Annotated in this window: 8 protein-coding genes and 3 pseudogenes; all 11 read right to left on the bottom strand. The window is 49.9% G+C overall.

All coding sequences use genetic code 11. The annotated features are described in order from the left end of the window. Positions 1 to 24: 24 nt before the first annotated feature. Positions 25 to 4,936, bottom strand: a pseudogene (srtB, locus tag RJD28_06225) (class B sortase). A 39-nt stretch (positions 4,937 to 4,975) separates the two neighbouring features. After that, positions 4,976 to 6,090 (bottom strand): annotated as a pseudogene (locus RJD28_06220) (DUF4366 domain-containing protein). Then, the gene (locus tag RJD28_06215; GenBank protein WNV59079.1) at positions 6,080 to 6,325 is read right to left on the bottom strand and encodes a DUF4315 family protein; all 246 of its coding nucleotides are present in this window, start codon (positions 6,323 to 6,325) and stop codon (positions 6,080 to 6,082) included. The pseudogene RJD28_06220 and the gene RJD28_06215 overlap by 11 nt, the downstream one beginning before the upstream one ends. An 18-nt stretch (positions 6,326 to 6,343) precedes the next feature. After that, entirely contained in the window at positions 6,344 to 9,022 is a 2,679-nt protein-coding gene (locus RJD28_06210) for a peptidoglycan DD-metalloendopeptidase family protein (GenBank protein ID WNV59078.1), read from the bottom strand. Positions 9,023 to 9,055: 33 nt separating this feature from the next. Further along, entirely contained in the window at positions 9,056 to 11,530 is a 2,475-nt protein-coding gene (locus RJD28_06205) for a conjugal transfer protein TraE (protein ID WNV59077.1), read from the bottom strand. Next, positions 11,430 to 11,864 carry a PrgI family protein gene (locus tag RJD28_06200; GenBank protein ID WNV59076.1) on the bottom strand — a complete coding sequence of 145 codons (435 nt, stop codon included), beginning with the start codon at positions 11,862 to 11,864 and terminating at the stop codon, positions 11,430 to 11,432. The genes RJD28_06205 and RJD28_06200 overlap by 101 nt, the downstream gene beginning before the upstream one ends. Before the next feature lie 36 nt (positions 11,865 to 11,900). Beyond that, positions 11,901 to 12,647 (bottom strand): hypothetical protein, encoded by a 747-nt coding sequence (locus tag RJD28_06195; GenBank protein ID WNV59075.1) that lies wholly within the window; start codon positions 12,645 to 12,647, stop codon positions 11,901 to 11,903. After that, positions 12,644 to 13,201, bottom strand: a complete 558-nt coding sequence (locus RJD28_06190) for an MT-A70 family methyltransferase (GenBank protein ID WNV59074.1) — start codon at positions 13,199 to 13,201, stop codon at positions 12,644 to 12,646. Before RJD28_06190 ends, RJD28_06195 begins: the two co-directional genes overlap by 4 nt. Further along, positions 13,201 to 13,653, bottom strand: coding sequence for a SpoVG family protein (locus RJD28_06185; protein WNV59073.1), 453 nt, complete (start codon positions 13,651 to 13,653; stop codon positions 13,201 to 13,203). The genes RJD28_06190 and RJD28_06185 overlap by 1 nt, the downstream gene beginning before the upstream one ends. 38 nt (positions 13,654 to 13,691) lie before the next feature. Beyond that, a pseudogene (locus RJD28_06180) lies at positions 13,692 to 13,967 on the bottom strand (hypothetical protein). 102 nt (positions 13,968 to 14,069) lie between these two features. Next, entirely contained in the window at positions 14,070 to 15,902 is a 1,833-nt protein-coding gene (locus RJD28_06175) for a reverse transcriptase domain-containing protein (protein ID WNV59072.1), read from the bottom strand. Between the last annotated feature and the right edge of the window lie 256 nt (positions 15,903 to 16,158).

Raw genomic sequence — 16,158 nt, 5'->3', positions numbered from 1 at the left:
TTTTGCCCCCGCACCGTCTAAAATCTATATTTCGTTATCTACTTTCACGAGTTTTCCCATGACAAGAAAGCGTCCTGTGCCGCCCGGCGTACAGGTAGAAAGGGTCAGTACCTTATCGCTGCAGGTCACAGTCACATCACTTTCCACCGCAGAACGTTCCTTCATAGCTGTAAGCCAGGTAGTATAAGCACCGTCATCCTTCCAGGAAAGCTGCCAGGGAGAAGTTTTACTGCCGGATTCTTCCGGTTTTGCTGCAAATGCCGTAAAGATCTCCATGACATAACCCCCCTTCGGAGTAACGAGATACATCTGCCTGTGAGTATCAAAGTAACTTTGTTCATCGTACCGGTTCAGCAAGGCAAACATGGAACCATCCCGCATATTATGACCGTAAATGATCGTATTGCGGTCTGAAAAATCTGCCCGGTTTTCATAGTCGGCAAACAGGCAGCCAACCTTGTTATAGGTCCCGTCATAAAGATGGTTCAGGTAATACTCATTGTTGTCAGTCTGCGTCACCGGATAATTGAGCACCGTATCAGGAAGGGAAAGCCATCCGATGATGTCCGGTCCATTTTCACGGAGCGCTTCAAAGTCTACCGAAGGCAGGACAATATCGGCATCGTCCTGTTTTGTTTCTGTCGGATCGGTTGCCTGTTCCGGGGAGTCTGTCTGCTCCGGTACTTCTACATATCCGGCAAGATCTCGATAGGCATCTTTACTCTCAGCATACTGGTTCAAGTCACGGAACACCAAAAAACCGCTGCCAAGAGCCACCAGAACGCAGAGTGAAAGGACAGAAACCCCGACAGCCGTTCTTTTCAGGGAAGTCCTGCTGTATTTTCCCTTTTTGAAATAATACACAGCAAATACGCTGCCGCCGATCAGTGCGGCTGCCAGCAGTCCGCCATACAGGAAAATATACGGATCATCCCCGGTCTGCGGTACCGGCTTTTGAGGGGTGGAAGGATTGGAGGGAACAGAAGGCTTTTCCGGGTTCTTTGGGTTATCCGGCTTTTCCGGTTTTTCATTAAAGAACTGGACCGTAGATGTCTGATCTGCCTTGATCTCCACCGTAGCGGCATCAGGAATGATGTAATCCTTGCTTGCCCGGTTTGCAACTTCTGTTACGGTATAAATACCGACACGAAGGCCCTTAACTTCAATCACGCCGGATTTTGGAGTGGTGAATGTCTCGCAGTAGGAGCCGTCCGCACTCTTAACCTCGATGGCAAAACCATCTTTGCGCCCGTCGCTGGAATCCTTTGTGATCTTTAAGTTGCCGCGGTAAGCCTCATTGGTAAATCCGTGCCCGGCTTCTCCATTTTCCACAACTGCGACCTGTCCATCTTCTGTGATGGAAAAATAGTAAGCGTTTGAGTCAGGCTGATAGCCCTCCGGCGCTTTGCTTTCTTTGATAAAGTAGCCGCCAGCCAGAAGGTTTTCCGCCGTATGATAGCCTGCATCGGTTTCTTTCAGCGTACCGATCTTTTGATCGTCAGGATCATATTCCTGGTTGGCGTTGAAATCCGCATACAGGTCGAACACTGCACCGGGCAGGAAGCGCAGGAAAGAATTCTTGTCTTTCTTATCCTCCTTTTCCACAGGGGACGGTTCCTCCACAGCTTCGGTTTTAGTTACCTGCACACTGCCGCGGATCAGGGTGTTTTCCACACGGATCTCGATATGCTGTCCGTCTGCACCGATATATACATGGTGCTGCTGCGGGCTTACCGTATAAAGGTCAGGGGCAGAGATCTCCTTGACGATCCAGTGTCCGTAAGGAATGTTCTCAAAGGAAAAACTGCCGTCTTTTCCGGTAATAGCAGTAAGCAGCGCATTTTCTTCAGTAAATTCTTCGGTATCAGGTCTAAACAGACCCATGAGCGCACCGGCAAGCGTGACATCCTCGCCGCCTTCCGGGTTTTCCCCGACTTTTACACCGTCTACACGCCCACGGAGAAGTTCATTGGAAACAGCCTCGCCTTCATTGACAAGGATCTGTACCAGGGCGGTTTCCTGACCAGCATACTCAAAGACAACCGGATATTCCTGATTCGAAAGGATATAGGCGCCGTTGGTTGTGCGTTCCTTGACATAATAGCTGCCAAAAGGCAGGTCGGAAGCGAAGGAAGCGCTGTAACCGCCGGATTCCTCAGACGAAACAGAGACCACTTCCAGAAGTCCACCTGCCGGGATTACGCTGCCATCTGCCGCCGTCAGGTCTGCGGAAGCATAAAGTCCAAAGGAAATATCCTTATATTCCTCGTTCATGCCAAGACCGAACAGGTCATCGGTCTCCATTGCCTTGAAAAGTGTGACATCCACTTTCTGGCGTTCGTCATAAAGACCGGCCGCTGTCTGTGTAACCTCTACGGTCTCACCCGCATAGGTCAGTTCCACATATTCCGGTTGAGGATTCAACACACAGCCGGAAGGCGCCTGACGTTCCTCCAGACGATAACGGCCAAGATAGAGAGACCCGCTTTTCGCTGTGCCGTCCTCGCCGGTCGTAAGTGTTTCCACAACCGTATCTTTTTCTGCCCGCAAGGTACCGTCACCGGTATAAATATCTTCATCTGCGATCACATCATAGACCGCTCCGGGAAGTCCGGCAACCTCATATACCGGTTGGTACAGTCCGTCGTTTTCCTGGACAGAAGCAAATACTTCTCCGGTCTTTGTGATGGTAAGCTGGCCTTTCTGCGGCATATTGTACTGAGTGACCGTCACAACCGCCTCGCTGCCGTCAATGGTAAACGGTACCGGCTGATCGGAAAGCACATAGCCATAAGGGGCAGCCACCTCATAAAGTTCATAATCCCCGGCGGCCAAAGGCTCCGGCAGCATCAGCCAGCCCTCGTCAGAAACATAGAAGGTATCCAGTGTTTCCGGGTTCGGATAGTAGACGGTCTGGGTGATAAATTCCCCGGTGGAAAGATCCTTGATCTGAAAACCGGTTCCGGTCACAGGGATAATCTTTCCGGTCTCTGCGTCACATTTTTCAACTTTCAGACGGGCTGTGATGGTGCGGTTGTTCAGGATATAGCTGTAAGTCTTTCCGTCAGAGGAAATGAATACCGTAAAGTCCGGGACAAAGGCTTTGCCTTCCTCGCCTGCGATCTGATGGACCGTATAATGTCCATAAGGAAGCGGTTTACTGGAAGCAAAACCATCCGCATCCGTGGTAAGAAGGTCACGTTCACTTTCCTTTGCCGCGTCATAGCTCCCGGCTGCCTTTAAGTAAACTTCAAAGACTGCGCCTGCTTCCGGGCGTTCGATGATACCAGCATTGGGATCGTCGGTATTTTTCGCCCTCAGGCACATCCGGGTCCAGGTCATCGGTGTGCTTGACAAGCTGGATATTTCCGTAAATAACCGTTTCCGTCACCTGATTTTCTGTGGTATTGAGTTCCACTTCATACAGGGAAGGGGATGCACCCACTTCATAAATGGTTTCATTCAGAAGATACCCGGTGCTCGGTTCGATTTCCCGGATCGTCCAGCCATCCCCGCATACATAATAGCGGGTCATAAAGCTGCCATCCGGTCCGGTAGTATAAGTGTCGATCAGTTCGCCATCACGGAAGATCCCATAGGCCGCCCCTGCAAGCGTGGCATCCCCCTGAGCATTTCCGGTGTCAGCATCACTCTTTACCACATGGACGCGAAATTTCTTCAGAATATTGCTGAAATGTACCGAAGAAGTCTGCCCGCTTTCAATGGTCACGTACTGTGCGGAAGGGGTCACATAGCGGTCCACCGGAAGTTCTTTTACCAGATAGGTTCCCGGCAGGAGCTTCTTTTCAATCTGGCCGTTTTCTCCGGTCGTAACTTCCTCATTGACTTCATTTCCCAAAATGTCCGTACCGGAGATATGGAAGGTGATACCGGAAACAATGCCGTCCTCACTGGTCTTGACAAGTTTTGCGGTACCGTAAGTTTCCGTTTTGAATTTTACAAAGAAGGAAACCGGATCGCTGGCGCCGGTCATCATGGTCTGGTAGCCGGGTCTGCCCCAGATCAGCATGTCGTTTGCCACCGGGATATTCTTTCGGAATTCAAACAGCACCGGGTCCATCATCATCTGCCTGCTGGTAAAGGTGTATTCATTTCCGTTTCTTGTCACAGAAACGCCGCTGCCTTTCAAAGCCTCCAGATCGATCTTCAAGTTATTGGTATCTGTGACCGTCAGGGTATAGACCTTTTTTTCTACATCCCATTTCAGTTCCAGTTCCGGTGCTTCGCTTTTCTTAGAAGAAGTAAAGGAAGGTACTGTGGAATGGGAAGCGACCTGTGCAAGAATCCAGTCATAGGCTTTTTCTGCCGGTCGTCCGGCGATCACGCTGAAATACTGGTCGGCGTCTGCGTGGCCGTTTCCGTGGCGGCTGTACGGATCGCTTCTAAGTTGCTGCTGGTATTCCCAAAGGATGATCTGGGTTGCCATCTTATAGTCATCCTCGTTGATTCCGGAAACAGGGAGCGCCGCACCGGGTTTCCAGCCATAGATCGCAGTCAGGGTGATCCCCCTCCTTGCCTCGGCAGGAAGCAGGTTCAGGTATTGGCTGTTGGTCCCGCTTTCCGAAACATAGGTATTTTCCGAAGTATGGTAAGGAATCCCGCTCTCCACACAGTAAACCTGGTGGCTGATCCCGTCAGAATCCGTCAGCATATAGTGCCGGTAAGCATTGCCCCCGGAACTGGTGTGTACATCGATGGTTCCGTCTGCATGGTAGGCAAGATAGGTGTAAGGCGCCGGGGCACGGTAGTGGTTCCCATCAGAGCCCACATACTGGTCGCCCAGCCAGGAGCTTGCCGTCTGTCCGACAGACATGGCAAAAGCCTGAGCCGGAAGAAGCCCCAAAATGCTTGCCATACAAAGCAAAAACGCCAACAGCTTGCGAAAGCCGCGGCGTCTGGTTATGATATGTTCCATGAAAAAATCCTCACTTTCATAAAATCTAAAAGGACGGCCTTATTTGCTGTCCTTGTCGTCAAAATCATCCTCGGAAAGATATTCCGGTTCCCCGTATGCCTCATCCGGGTCAAAGCCTTCGCCATAACCGTCATCCTCAAATTCCGCATCGTCCTCGGCCTGCTGTTTCGGACGCACGATTTTTACATAGTAACCGATCCCGCCGACCGCAAGTAAGGCAGCAAGGATAAACAGGATCGTGCCGACGCTGCCGGTTTCTTTCTTCGGCTTTTCCGGTTCTGCCGGTTTTTCAGTTTCCGCCGGCTTTTTCTTTTCCTTTGCAGCCATTTAAGTCATTTTTGCAGACCGGACAGCCGGTATTAACCTTTCCTGCCTCACATTTTTTCTGTGCAGTTACAGCTTTCTTCCTGGGGGATCATGCTCATGCTGCCATTGTTCTTTTCTGCAAGTGCCATCAGGTCGGACTCTGTGACGCCGTTTAAGAAGTAGACATTGTTATCTTCCCGTTTCCCGTCGATCACCAGATAAAAGACATTGCCCGCGTCCGTAGTGATGGTGTAAAACTGTTTTTCCCCATCCGTACCGCTGATGTTGTCCTGTACCGTTCCGGTGCCTTCCGGGGTAAATGCACCTTCCGGGATCGCAGAAGTATTTTCCTGCTGTCCGGTACTGTTATCTGAACCGGAAGAATTTCCGCCGCCGGAAGGGGTTGCAGCGTTTGAGCCGGAAGGTTTTTCTTCCTTAGGCGGTTTTGTCTGTGTACCGGACGGACTCTGGGGTGCTGTCGTAGCAGGTTTCTTTTCAGGAGCCGGTTCTTTGTAATACGGATTATCCAGCTTTACCACATCAGAACGGTTGCCGGCATAATCTTTTGCGTATATGCTTACCTGTTTTTCTGTTCCGGCATAATCTTTCAGTGCGACCGACGCTTTCCCGTCGGTGAGGGAGTTGATACGGTTTTCATCAACAAAGACCGCCTCCACGCCGGATAGATCGTCACTGCTTTCTATTTTCAGGGCATCGCCCTCCATGGAAGCAGTCAGCGTTGGCGGTGTGGTGTCTTTGGAACCGCCGGCATGAGCCGTTACAGGTAATGCGCTGACACTTACAAGAAGCGTAAGCGCCAGCAGCAGGGAAAGTTTTTTAAGCCTCATGCACATCCTCCTTCTCCTGCGGTAAAACAGTTTCCGAAGGGGCTGCCTGCTGTGATTTCAAAAAATCCGCAAGCTGCTGGGGCGTCAGTTTGAAACTGCGCGCCACCGCTACATAATCGGTATTTTCCAGCTCTGTTTTCTGTTCCTCCAGCTTATGGAGCTTTGCCTGCATTTCCGCAATCTTTGTTTTGGTCTTTTCAATTTCCTTTTCCAGTTTTTCAATTTTAGGATTCAATTTATTACCTCCAATCTGTTAAGGCAGACGCCCAAATGTATAAAAATGCTGCTGCCAGTAGCTTGTATTGATGTTTGCATAAGAAATCGGGTCTCCACAGTGGATCATCATTCCATTTCCCACATAGATCCCTACATGGCTTGCGCCGCTGGTGTTGTAGGTCCCCTGGAAGAAGATCAGGTCGCCCGGTTTTGCATCCGCACTTGATACCGGCGTACATACACCTAAAAGACCATCCGCGGTCAGCCTTCCAAAATTCCAGCCAACGCCGCAGTTGTTGATTACCCAGGACACATAGCCGGAACAGTCAAAGGAAGTGGAAGGGCTTGCGCCTCCCCATACATACGGATAGCCAAGATATTTTTCCGCCTCGGCCATCATTGCGGCAAACTGTTCATCTGCAAGGGCTTCCGGTGGAATGTCATAATCGAAGTAGTTTCCTGTGCCGCCTGAACCAACTTCCGGCAGGTGCCGTTCGCTGGTATCGCCGGTATCGGCAAAATACAGGGGATTCAAATACTGGCCGTCAACCAGGACTTCTAAGTGCAGGTGGGCCCCGGTAGAATTTCCGGTATTCCCGACCTTTGCAATCACATCCCCGGCTTTGACCTCCTGCCCGGCAGAAACAAGGATCTGGGAACAGTGCCCGTATTTGGTCGTCAGGGTATGTTCTTCGTATGCCTCGCCTTCAATAGCGACACACAAGCCATAACCGCCGGCATTTCCCGCAAGGGTGACCGTTCCGTCATGCCCGGCAAGGATCTCTGTGCCCTCCGGCATCCCGATGTCCACACCGGTGTGATAGTTCTTTTCCCCGCTGATGGGATGTACCCGATAGCCGTAGTAGCTGGTCACATAAGGAAGCCAGTTGGTGCCAAAGACATTTTTGACATACTGGCGGTTTCCTTTTGTCTGCAGCAGGATCTCGCAGATCTCTTTCTGGTCTGCGTTCATCCGGGAAACGACCAGGTTTTCCAGAGGTGTGACTGTGAGCTTGACATTTAAGATGCGCCATTCATAAGGCACTTCCTCCTGGGTTTCTTCCCCGGTTTCCGGGTCAACGGAAGTTTCTGTGCGATAACGGATCTCGGTTTCTTCTGAAAAGGACAGGGTATATTGTTCCTGAAAAAGCTGCCGCAGCACGCTTTCCACTTCATCGTAAGTAAATCCCTGATAAGCAGAAGTCAGATACCCCATCAGCACATACGGGTCATGCTCGATCGCGCCCAGGTTATACCGGTATTCGTCATAGCCGGGGCGGTCTGATTCCACCCGGTCTATTTCCATTTGCAGATCTGTTTCCCACTCGGTATAGGTAAGCTCCGCCTGATTGATGTCCTGATCGTCTGCAAGATAGGTAGAAGCAGCCAGACTTCCCAGACCGCCGGTTCCGATATTGGAGAATGTAGAAAACAGGGACATGATCAGGAAAATTACCAAAAGGAGAAGCAGGAGAACAAGGCAGATCACAGGGTGCTGTTTGACCGCATGGACAATACCGACGCTGACCCTCTCTGTTGCGACTGCGGCATTTTTGGCCTGTTTCCCGGCTTCACGGGCAGCCTTGGCATACTGCCTTTTCAGTTTTTGTTTCTGCCACATCCGGGCAATCGCATGTTTCTTCAACTCCGGGTGGTCGCTAAGAGCCTGCCGGTGGGCAAGTCTTGCGTTTGCCTTTGCTGATTTTTGCTGTAATTTCGCTGCCTTTCGGTAGGGGGCAGTTTTATGCCGGTGATATGCCGTGCGAAGCCCCGCCTCGCCCACAAGTTCAGAGCGGTGGGCTGCCTTGATCCCCACATTTTCATCCTCTGCCTCATAAATCTTTTTATGAGCGTAACCAATGGCAGTATTGGCGCCCGCCTTGACCGGACGCAGAGGTACAGGTCCTTTTACATGGGCCTTTTGGGATTTAACCTCCTTTTCAAATTTTAAGTGTTTTTTGGCTTTTCCGGTCTCCGGGTCGGAAACCGTCTCCATGCGCAGTTTCTTCCGGGCTGGCAGACGGTCTTGTGCCTGCTCTGCTTTTTGTGCAGTCCGTTCCGCCCTCCGTCTTGCATGGGTGAGCTTTTTATCCTTTGGCTCCGGCGGCAGTTCATCCGCAGTAAATTCCAGTTTGGATGTTTTCGGCGGTTCGCTATCCATACCCTTTTCCTTCTGCGCTGCCTGTTCCTCCGCCTGTGCCGCTTCCTGAAAACGCTGCTGATATTTGTTCCCATGCTGGTGTGTTCGGTAACGGTGTTCCTGACCGGATCTGTCTGTGCCGTTCGGTGGGGCTGAGCCTTCGGAAGAAGGAGCATATTTTCCGGTATCATGGTCTGTCACATCCTCTGTTACAAAAGAACGCCTGGAAGCCTCCTGCCGGAAATTGCTTCGCACGTTGTCCTGTATCGGGGGCGCTGTCCTGGTAGCATCCGGTGTCTCAAAGTGTTCCGAAAAACCATCCAAAGCGGTTGCATACGCTTCGCCCTGTTCCAGCAAGGACGCCGGTGTTTCCGGTGACAGATGGGAAAATTCCGTCTGTACAGGGATGTCCTGCCTGTGTGTCTTGCCGTTGACAGAAGAAGGGGTGTCCCGTGCCCTGCGCAGGTCAAAATTCTGTTCGGTCTGCCTGGCTGCCGGTTGATCCTCCCCGTGGGAATCACGCACCGGCATCCGGGTATCTTTGCGCCTCCTTTGAAATTCCCTGTCGTGTGCCATTGTTCTCACCTCCGATCCATTTTAATTTTTGTCTCACGCTTTGGTCCCCGCTACTTCATCCGGTCTTGTGGTAAGCACGCTGTACAAGAGTGTGTCCTTCGGGAAGTGGTCCACAAAAGGGATGATCACATTTCCAAAGAACAAAAGCCCCTCGCCGGGACCGGAATGGGTCACATACGAAAGCTGGTGCGGGGAGATTCCCAACTGCTTTGCCAAAATCTGACGGTCTCCCTGGGCCTGGTTGAGCATATAGATAAAGTCCGAGTTCTCAAAAATATTTTCGATCTCACGGGAAGCCAGAAGGTCCTTGACATTCTGCGTTAAACCTGATGGGATTCCGCCCCATTTACGGAAGCGTTTCCAGATCTCCACGCTGAAACTTCCTGTCTGCCCTTTCAAAAGAAGATGGAATTCGTCGATATAGAACCAGGTTGTTTTATGTTTGGAGCGATTGGCCGTGACACGGTTCCACACCGCATCCTGCATGATCAAAAGCCCGATTTCCTTTAAGGCTTTTCCCAGTGACTTAAGCTGGAAACACAGTACCCGGTGTTTATCCATCTGGATATTGGAACGGTGGTTGAACACGTTAAGGGAACCATTGACATAGATTTCCAGCGCCGTTGCGATATTCTGTGCCTCCGGTTCAGACTGTTTCAAAAGCAGCTCGTAAAGATCACCTAAGATCGGCATATTTTCCGGGCACGGGTCCTGCAGGTATTCCCGGTACACCAGTCTGGTACAACGGTCGATGATCGTCCTTTCAATGGGGGAAAGTCCTTCTTTGCCGCCGATGATAAGGTCACACAGCGACAGGATAAAATCACTTTTCAAAGTGATCGGGTTTTCATCATCGGAATAGTCCAGATTGATGTCCATCGGGTTGATGTAGTTCGTGGAAGTAGGGGAAATATCAATGACCTGCCCCTGGGAACCGAACTGCTGTACCAGCGGCCCATACTCATTTTCCGGGTCGGCGATAATGATGTCGTCCTCCGTCAGAAGGAACACATTGACGATCTCACGCTTGGCAGAGAAAGATTTGCCGCTTCCTGGGGTACCGAGAAACAGCCCATTGGGGTTTTTCAGCGTTTTTCTGTTCGCCATAATCAGGTTATTGGAAAGGGCGTTCAGGCCGTAATACAATGCCTCGCCCTCCTGGAACAGTTCACAGGTGGTAAACGGTACAAAGATCGCTGTGCTGCTAGTCGTAAGCCCGCGCTCAATCTCAATCTGGTTCGTACCAAGAGCAAGCGAGGACATAAGCCCCTGTTCCTGCTGGTAATCCAGCCGTTTTAAGGCACAGTTGTATTTCTGTGCCACACCCGAAGCGGCAAAAATATCATTGAACAGCTTCTGACGTTTGGCAGCGATATTTTCCACCAGTACCGTCACAAGGAACATGCGCTCATTGCGGCTCTGTAAATCCTGCAAAAGATTTTTGGCTTCTTCTCCATAGGTGGCAAGGTCGGTGGGAATGATGTCCATGTCATACCCAGATCGGACCGCTTTCTTTTGTTCCTCAATGGTCATTTTCTGCAGGTCCGACATTTTACGCTTGATGTTTCGGATCGCCTGCGCCTGGTCGATAGACTGGATATGCAGGTTGACGGTCACGGCGTCGTTTAAGTCAAGAAGATCCGCTAAAAGCCGGTCGGTAAGCTCCGGCGCCAAAATCTGCAAAAAGGAGACAGCACCGGAATGATCGCCTACCCGGAATGTCTTTCCATCCTTTGAAAAAGACAGCCCGGATGGGGAAATGAAGTCTTTGGTAGAAAGACCGGTCTTAGGCAGATCCGACCACTGGAAATGAAACTTTTCCTGACCGTCCGGGTGAAGCTGGCTGTGAAGAAGCTCCAGACGTTCCAGTCCGTTTAAGGATCTTGCCTGGACTCCAAGGGTCTTGAAATTTGCCAGCACATCCGTTTCAATGCGTTCCAGACGCATTTTCGCAGTACGCAGGTCATCTGCCTCGATCCCAAAGGTAATGTATTTACGTTTGGTGAGACCGTTATTTCCTTTCTGCAACTGGTTCTTTAACATATCCCCGTATTCCCTGCGGATTCCGTCATACTCGTCGCCGCGGGGAGGGATGTCAATGCTTCTGGTAAAATCCTGCATATTGGCCCGCTGGTTGATAAAGGTAAGCTGCACATGGATCGAGGCGTCGAAGTAATTTAAGAAATCGCAGTAACCCTCGAAGATCTGTGCTTTATCATCTGCCTGTGCAAGCTGATAGTTAATATCAAAAAACTGCACCGTTTTGGTGTAAAGGGTATCAGTCAGCCGGCAGATCCCATCCCGGTACATTTCACGGTAGGGAATGCTCTGCTGGACCGTCTGCGGGGCATCTGCTTTCAGCCCGGCAAAAAAGCCGCCTTTTTTAGACGGCTTGGAACGGGCAGACTTAGTTTTGCCCTGCTTTGCATCGGCTCTGGTCTTTTTGGCCTGCCTGATGTTTTTTTGCAGACGCTTTTCCTGAGCTTCCTGCTGCTTGTTTTTTGGCAATCTTTGTAACCTCCTTCTTTGACATAGATTTATACAGGTTATCCGTCCTGTATGGACGGTCCTTCGGCCAGAGCTTATAACGGAGCCGGTTCTTCAAAATCTTTTCTGCCGGCTGCCCGTCACGCTCATACATGGCGAAGAAGAAAAAGGGCATCATCAGCCCGATCATCAAAAGTACAGCCGCCGAGTTCCCGATCGCCCCGCGGGTAAAGAAATACACCGGAAGGCCGACAAGCCCGGCAAGGCTGAAACAAATAAGCTGGCGCTTCGTCAGATTGAAGGCCAGCTTGGTCTTAACTTTGGTTAAATCCTTTGGTACAGGTACATAAGGCATCTATACACCTCCCATCGTAATATAGTTTCCGGTCCATTAGCGTGCACCAAAATCGCGTACCGCTTTCTCCGCAGCCGGACATTCCCGCACTTCCTGAGCCGCATTTTGCAGCCGTGCCAGGACAGAAACAGCCGGCTCTCTCTGACACAGGTATTCCTGGCTGTCTCGGATTCCGGCAATATTTTCCCGAATATCCATATCCACGTCGAACACATCTGAAACCGGCATAAGCCAACGGTCTGCAAAGTATTTCAAAGGATTCTCAAGCGCCAGCACATCATCCAGCATTTCATCCCTGAACTCAAACTTTGTTGTCAGATAGGAATACGCCTCCTGCATGGCTGTAATTTCAGCAGCTTTTTCAATTAAGGATTCCTTATCTCTTGACATAAGGCTTTCCCTGTAAGCAAAGTAATTCTGTCCCAGCCGTTTCATCAGGAGCGTATATTTGTCCTGTGCGGAAGGTTCGCTTGTGAAATGTTCAAATTTTTGCGCTGCATCAATTTCTTTGAGAAGATCGCAGATCGGGAAACTGTGTTCATGGTTATTTTCTTCCCAACACCATCGGGCTACATCCAACGGGTCCTGAAAAGAAAGAAGCGCCTCTACTTCCGCCGGAGTAAATACATGCTCAACCTTCAGATAATAGTGGAGTTCCGAAAGTCCCTGTAACTCGTAAATACTGCCGATGTTCTGTGCATCCAGCATATCCGCATGAACCTTCAAACACTCGTCCAGCCGTTCCATAAGCAGCCGCTTTGCATCTTGTTCTATCAAAATCACCCCTTTCGCTCCGGTATAGTCAGCGTACAGTTCACTTCATTGCCCCATACATCCCAGCCGGGTGTCTTTTGTCTTGCAAACAGTTCCACTCTGGGCTGATCGCCCATGAGTTTTACGATCTTATCCCGCACCTCGTCCGGTTTCTTGCTGTGCTGCTCAATATGGGAGATCACAAACTGATGGATTCCCGCACATTGGCGTTTCGGACGGCCTCTGGTTGCCAGCAGGCAGACCTCCGCGTTTGAGCGGGTCCAAAAGCCCATGCCATAAAACCAGCTATCCGCTTTCCGGTTCTGTTTGAGCCATAGAAAAGCCAGCGTTTTATATTTGAATCCCCAGACATCGATCACCCGGAAGGCTTCATTGAGCTGCGGGAAGGTCGCCCACAGAAAAAGGGCACTGTCTTTTGCGGCAAGTTCCGATACCGGCAGGGCACAGATTTCTTCAATGCTCATTGTGGGGTAATGGTTTTCCGCAACGCCGCTTCCATGTTTCCTGTCATAATGCCAGGGCGGATCGGCATAGATAATGCCGTACTGTTTCGTTTCCGGCATTAGCGAGCCTGCTCATTCTTAGATGTGGCCGGTTTGGCCGGCTGTTCTTTGACCTTACCGGCATTTTCTTTCAATGCACCGGTCAGGGAAGGTTTTTCCGCTGCTCCCTTTGTCGCTTCAAGAGTTGCCTGCAAATTTTCAATAGCCTGCCCGTACCCATCGATTAAGGCATCGTTGAGCTGCTTGCGGAACTCTGCCGTAACCGGCCAGCAGACATCTTTCCAGTTGCCTCCCTTATCCTGGGTTGCGGGCATATTGACATACAGCCCCTTTTCACTGGAACAGATACGGAAGCCGTCAATCTTAAAGCATCCGCCAATCGTAACATTGGCAAACGCCAGCAGGTTTCCCATTGGGGCAATCGGACGCACGCGGACATCCAGCTTCATGCCGTTTGCCATTTCCGGCGTCTGTGTCTCCGGCGCCATTTTTTCTGTATTGGTTTTACTCATATATAAAATCCTCCTTTTTAGAATTGGTTTTGTTCATGCTATCTTGCATTAAATATGGATTTGGATAACGAACCTGTCTTAAACAGGGCAAAAGCCAGCAGTACCGTATAACCCGCCGTTCCCCAGATCGCGCCGTGCACGTCGCCGGACGATGGGATAGACTGGACCAGCACTGCATAAATGGCAACACAGATCAGGATCAAAAACCCCTGAAAGCCCAGGGCAAAAAGGGAACGCAGATACCCGGTTCCCATTTGTCCCCATTCCCGGTTTGCCATTGTGGAAAACGGGATCGGTGCAAGGCTCACGGTTAGTAGGGTAAGAACCCGGCGCCTTACCATATCACTATGGCAGGTTTCCGAGAACTCCCCTCCGAACCGGACTTACACCTCTCGATGTATCCGGCTCTCCAGATGTCAGTCTAACTTTCCTGCGTGTAACTTATCGTGACAGTCAATGCAGAGTGCCATTGTCTTGCGCTTACGCCCAATCATGGCGATTTCCCATTGTTTTCTGCCACTTAAATCTTTGAGTTTTCGTATATGGTGTATTTCAAGCGGCACATTCTCTGCGCCACACCACTCACACCTGTTTGCTTGCAGTCTTTTTATAAGGCTATTACGCCCATAATTCTCAAAAATTCTTGCTACTATATCAGGATTTCCGCTTTCTACTTTAGTGTCCCGGCGGAACCCATTATTGTAAAACAATACCTTTCCGACCTTGCCGTTTTTCTTCGGATATTCCACAACAAAATCTTTTCCTTGACGGTACTTGCGGATAATTCTGCTGATTCGTGTCCGATATTTTCCAGCAAAGGTTTTGAGCATACTGTATCTCATTACATAGTAGAAGTTATTGAGTACAGACACGTTGTTTGCAAGTCGGTAGTAGTTATACAATCCACGGATTTCTGCGTTGTATTGGTTTAGGATTTCCAAATCGTCCAAGTGCAACAGGCGAGTGCGCCGGACAGGCTCCCAAACCTCTTTGTTTCCATTTTGTTTGTCATATTTAATCTTGAGGGCATTGTAGGAGAACAATCGTTTTACCCACTTATCATGGGGAACATAAAGTAAGACTTTTCCATTGTTTACCCGTCTGGTAGCCCCGGTTTTGGTCTTTTTGTTGTGTTCGCCTTTGGCGATTGTGACCTCATATCCCAAGAACTTCGCAGCGTCGTGTCCATGAGTAATCAATGTCTTTTCCTCGGACATTTCCAGATGGAGTTTGTCCCGGATAAAGTAGCCTACATCTTGTTTAATCTGTTCTGCGTCCTCTTTGCTGCCGATAACTCCGATTAAGAAATCATCGGCGTATCGGATATAGCAAAGCCGTTTATAGCTATCGTCCATCTGGTCGCTATACGGTATAGATTTCAGACTACGCCGAAGTTCCCGGATTTCTGCAATTAAGCCCTCTTTTTCTTCCACGCTCATTTTAGAGATATTTCTTTTAAGCCTTTGTTCTTTTCCTCGGCAGACATCCAATTTCTTCTTGAACGCAGGATTGATTTTACGGCGGTTTCCGCCGTTGAATTTCTCTGCATACTCTGCCATATAACTGTCCAGTTCGTTCATGTAGATGTTTGCCAGGATAGGGCTGATGATGGAGCCTTGCGGAGTTCCGGAATAAGTATTGTGGTAATTCCAATCCTCCATATATCCAGCTTTCAAGAACTTCCAGAGCAGACCGATGAAATATTCATCTGCAATCCGCTTTCGCAAAATAGCAATCAACACATGATGGTCTACGTTGTCAAAACAGCCCTTTATATCCCCCTCAACGAACCACTTTGTCCCCGTAAAATATTTCTGCACATATTTGAGTGCCGTATGACAGCTTCTGTTTATACGGAAACCGTGGGAATAGTCGCTAAAGGTTGGCTCATAAATACTCTCCAAGATGAGCCGCACCACCTCCTGTATCAGTTTATCGTCGAATGACGGTATCCCCAGAGGACGCATTTTCCCATTGGATTTCGGGATATACGTTCTCCTTGCCGGGTTAGGCTGATAACTAAAATCCCGCATCTTTTCAATGAGGGCGTTTATCCTTGCCATTCCCATTCCGTCAATGGTTTTGCCGTCTGTTCCGGCTGTCATGTTGCCTGGTTTCGCCTGTATCCGCTGATATGCCAGCAGATAGAATTGTGGATTGTACAGGTTGCGGTATAACCGCTCGTACTTGTAACTCTTGTTACACGCCTTGGATTTTAGGCTTTCCAACACATTTTCAGGACTTCTCATAATGCCTCACGCACCTTTCCTTTTTATGAATTGGTTGACATCCTGCCTCCCTTCGCCATGTAGACGGCTTTCCCGCCCTCGGACTACTACGGAGGCTCCGTTGCCATGCCGGATATTCAGCGTCATCTTTCTTGGGTTTTTACCCCTTGAAATTTATCGCCTTGCGGCATTACGCATAGCCGGATAGTTCCGGCGTTCCGGTTTAGGCAATCTCCAGTTAGACACTTTGGGATAAGCGTATTGTGATGTCGGTAGT

The sequence above is a fragment of the Oscillospiraceae bacterium NTUH-002-81 genome (genome assembly GCA_032620915.1).
Taxonomy (GTDB): domain Bacteria; phylum Bacillota; class Clostridia; order Lachnospirales; family Lachnospiraceae; genus JAGTTR01.
The sequence above is the reverse complement of the archived record's forward strand: the minus strand, read 5'-3'. Positions and strand labels throughout refer to the sequence as shown.

Coding starts and splice junctions, on each gene's coding strand:
- RJD28_06210 (WNV59078.1), bottom strand. CDS start 9,022: ATGGCACACGACAGGGAATTTCAAAGGAGGCGCAAAGATACCCGGATG.
- RJD28_06200 (WNV59076.1), bottom strand. CDS start 11,864: ATGCCTTATGTACCTGTACCAAAGGATTTAACCAAAGTTAAGACCAAG.
- RJD28_06190 (WNV59074.1), bottom strand. CDS start 13,201: ATGCCGGAAACGAAACAGTACGGCATTATCTATGCCGATCCGCCCTGG.
- RJD28_06185 (WNV59073.1), bottom strand. CDS start 13,653: ATGAGTAAAACCAATACAGAAAAAATGGCGCCGGAGACACAGACGCCG.
- RJD28_06175 (WNV59072.1), bottom strand. CDS start 15,902: ATGAGAAGTCCTGAAAATGTGTTGGAAAGCCTAAAATCCAAGGCGTGT.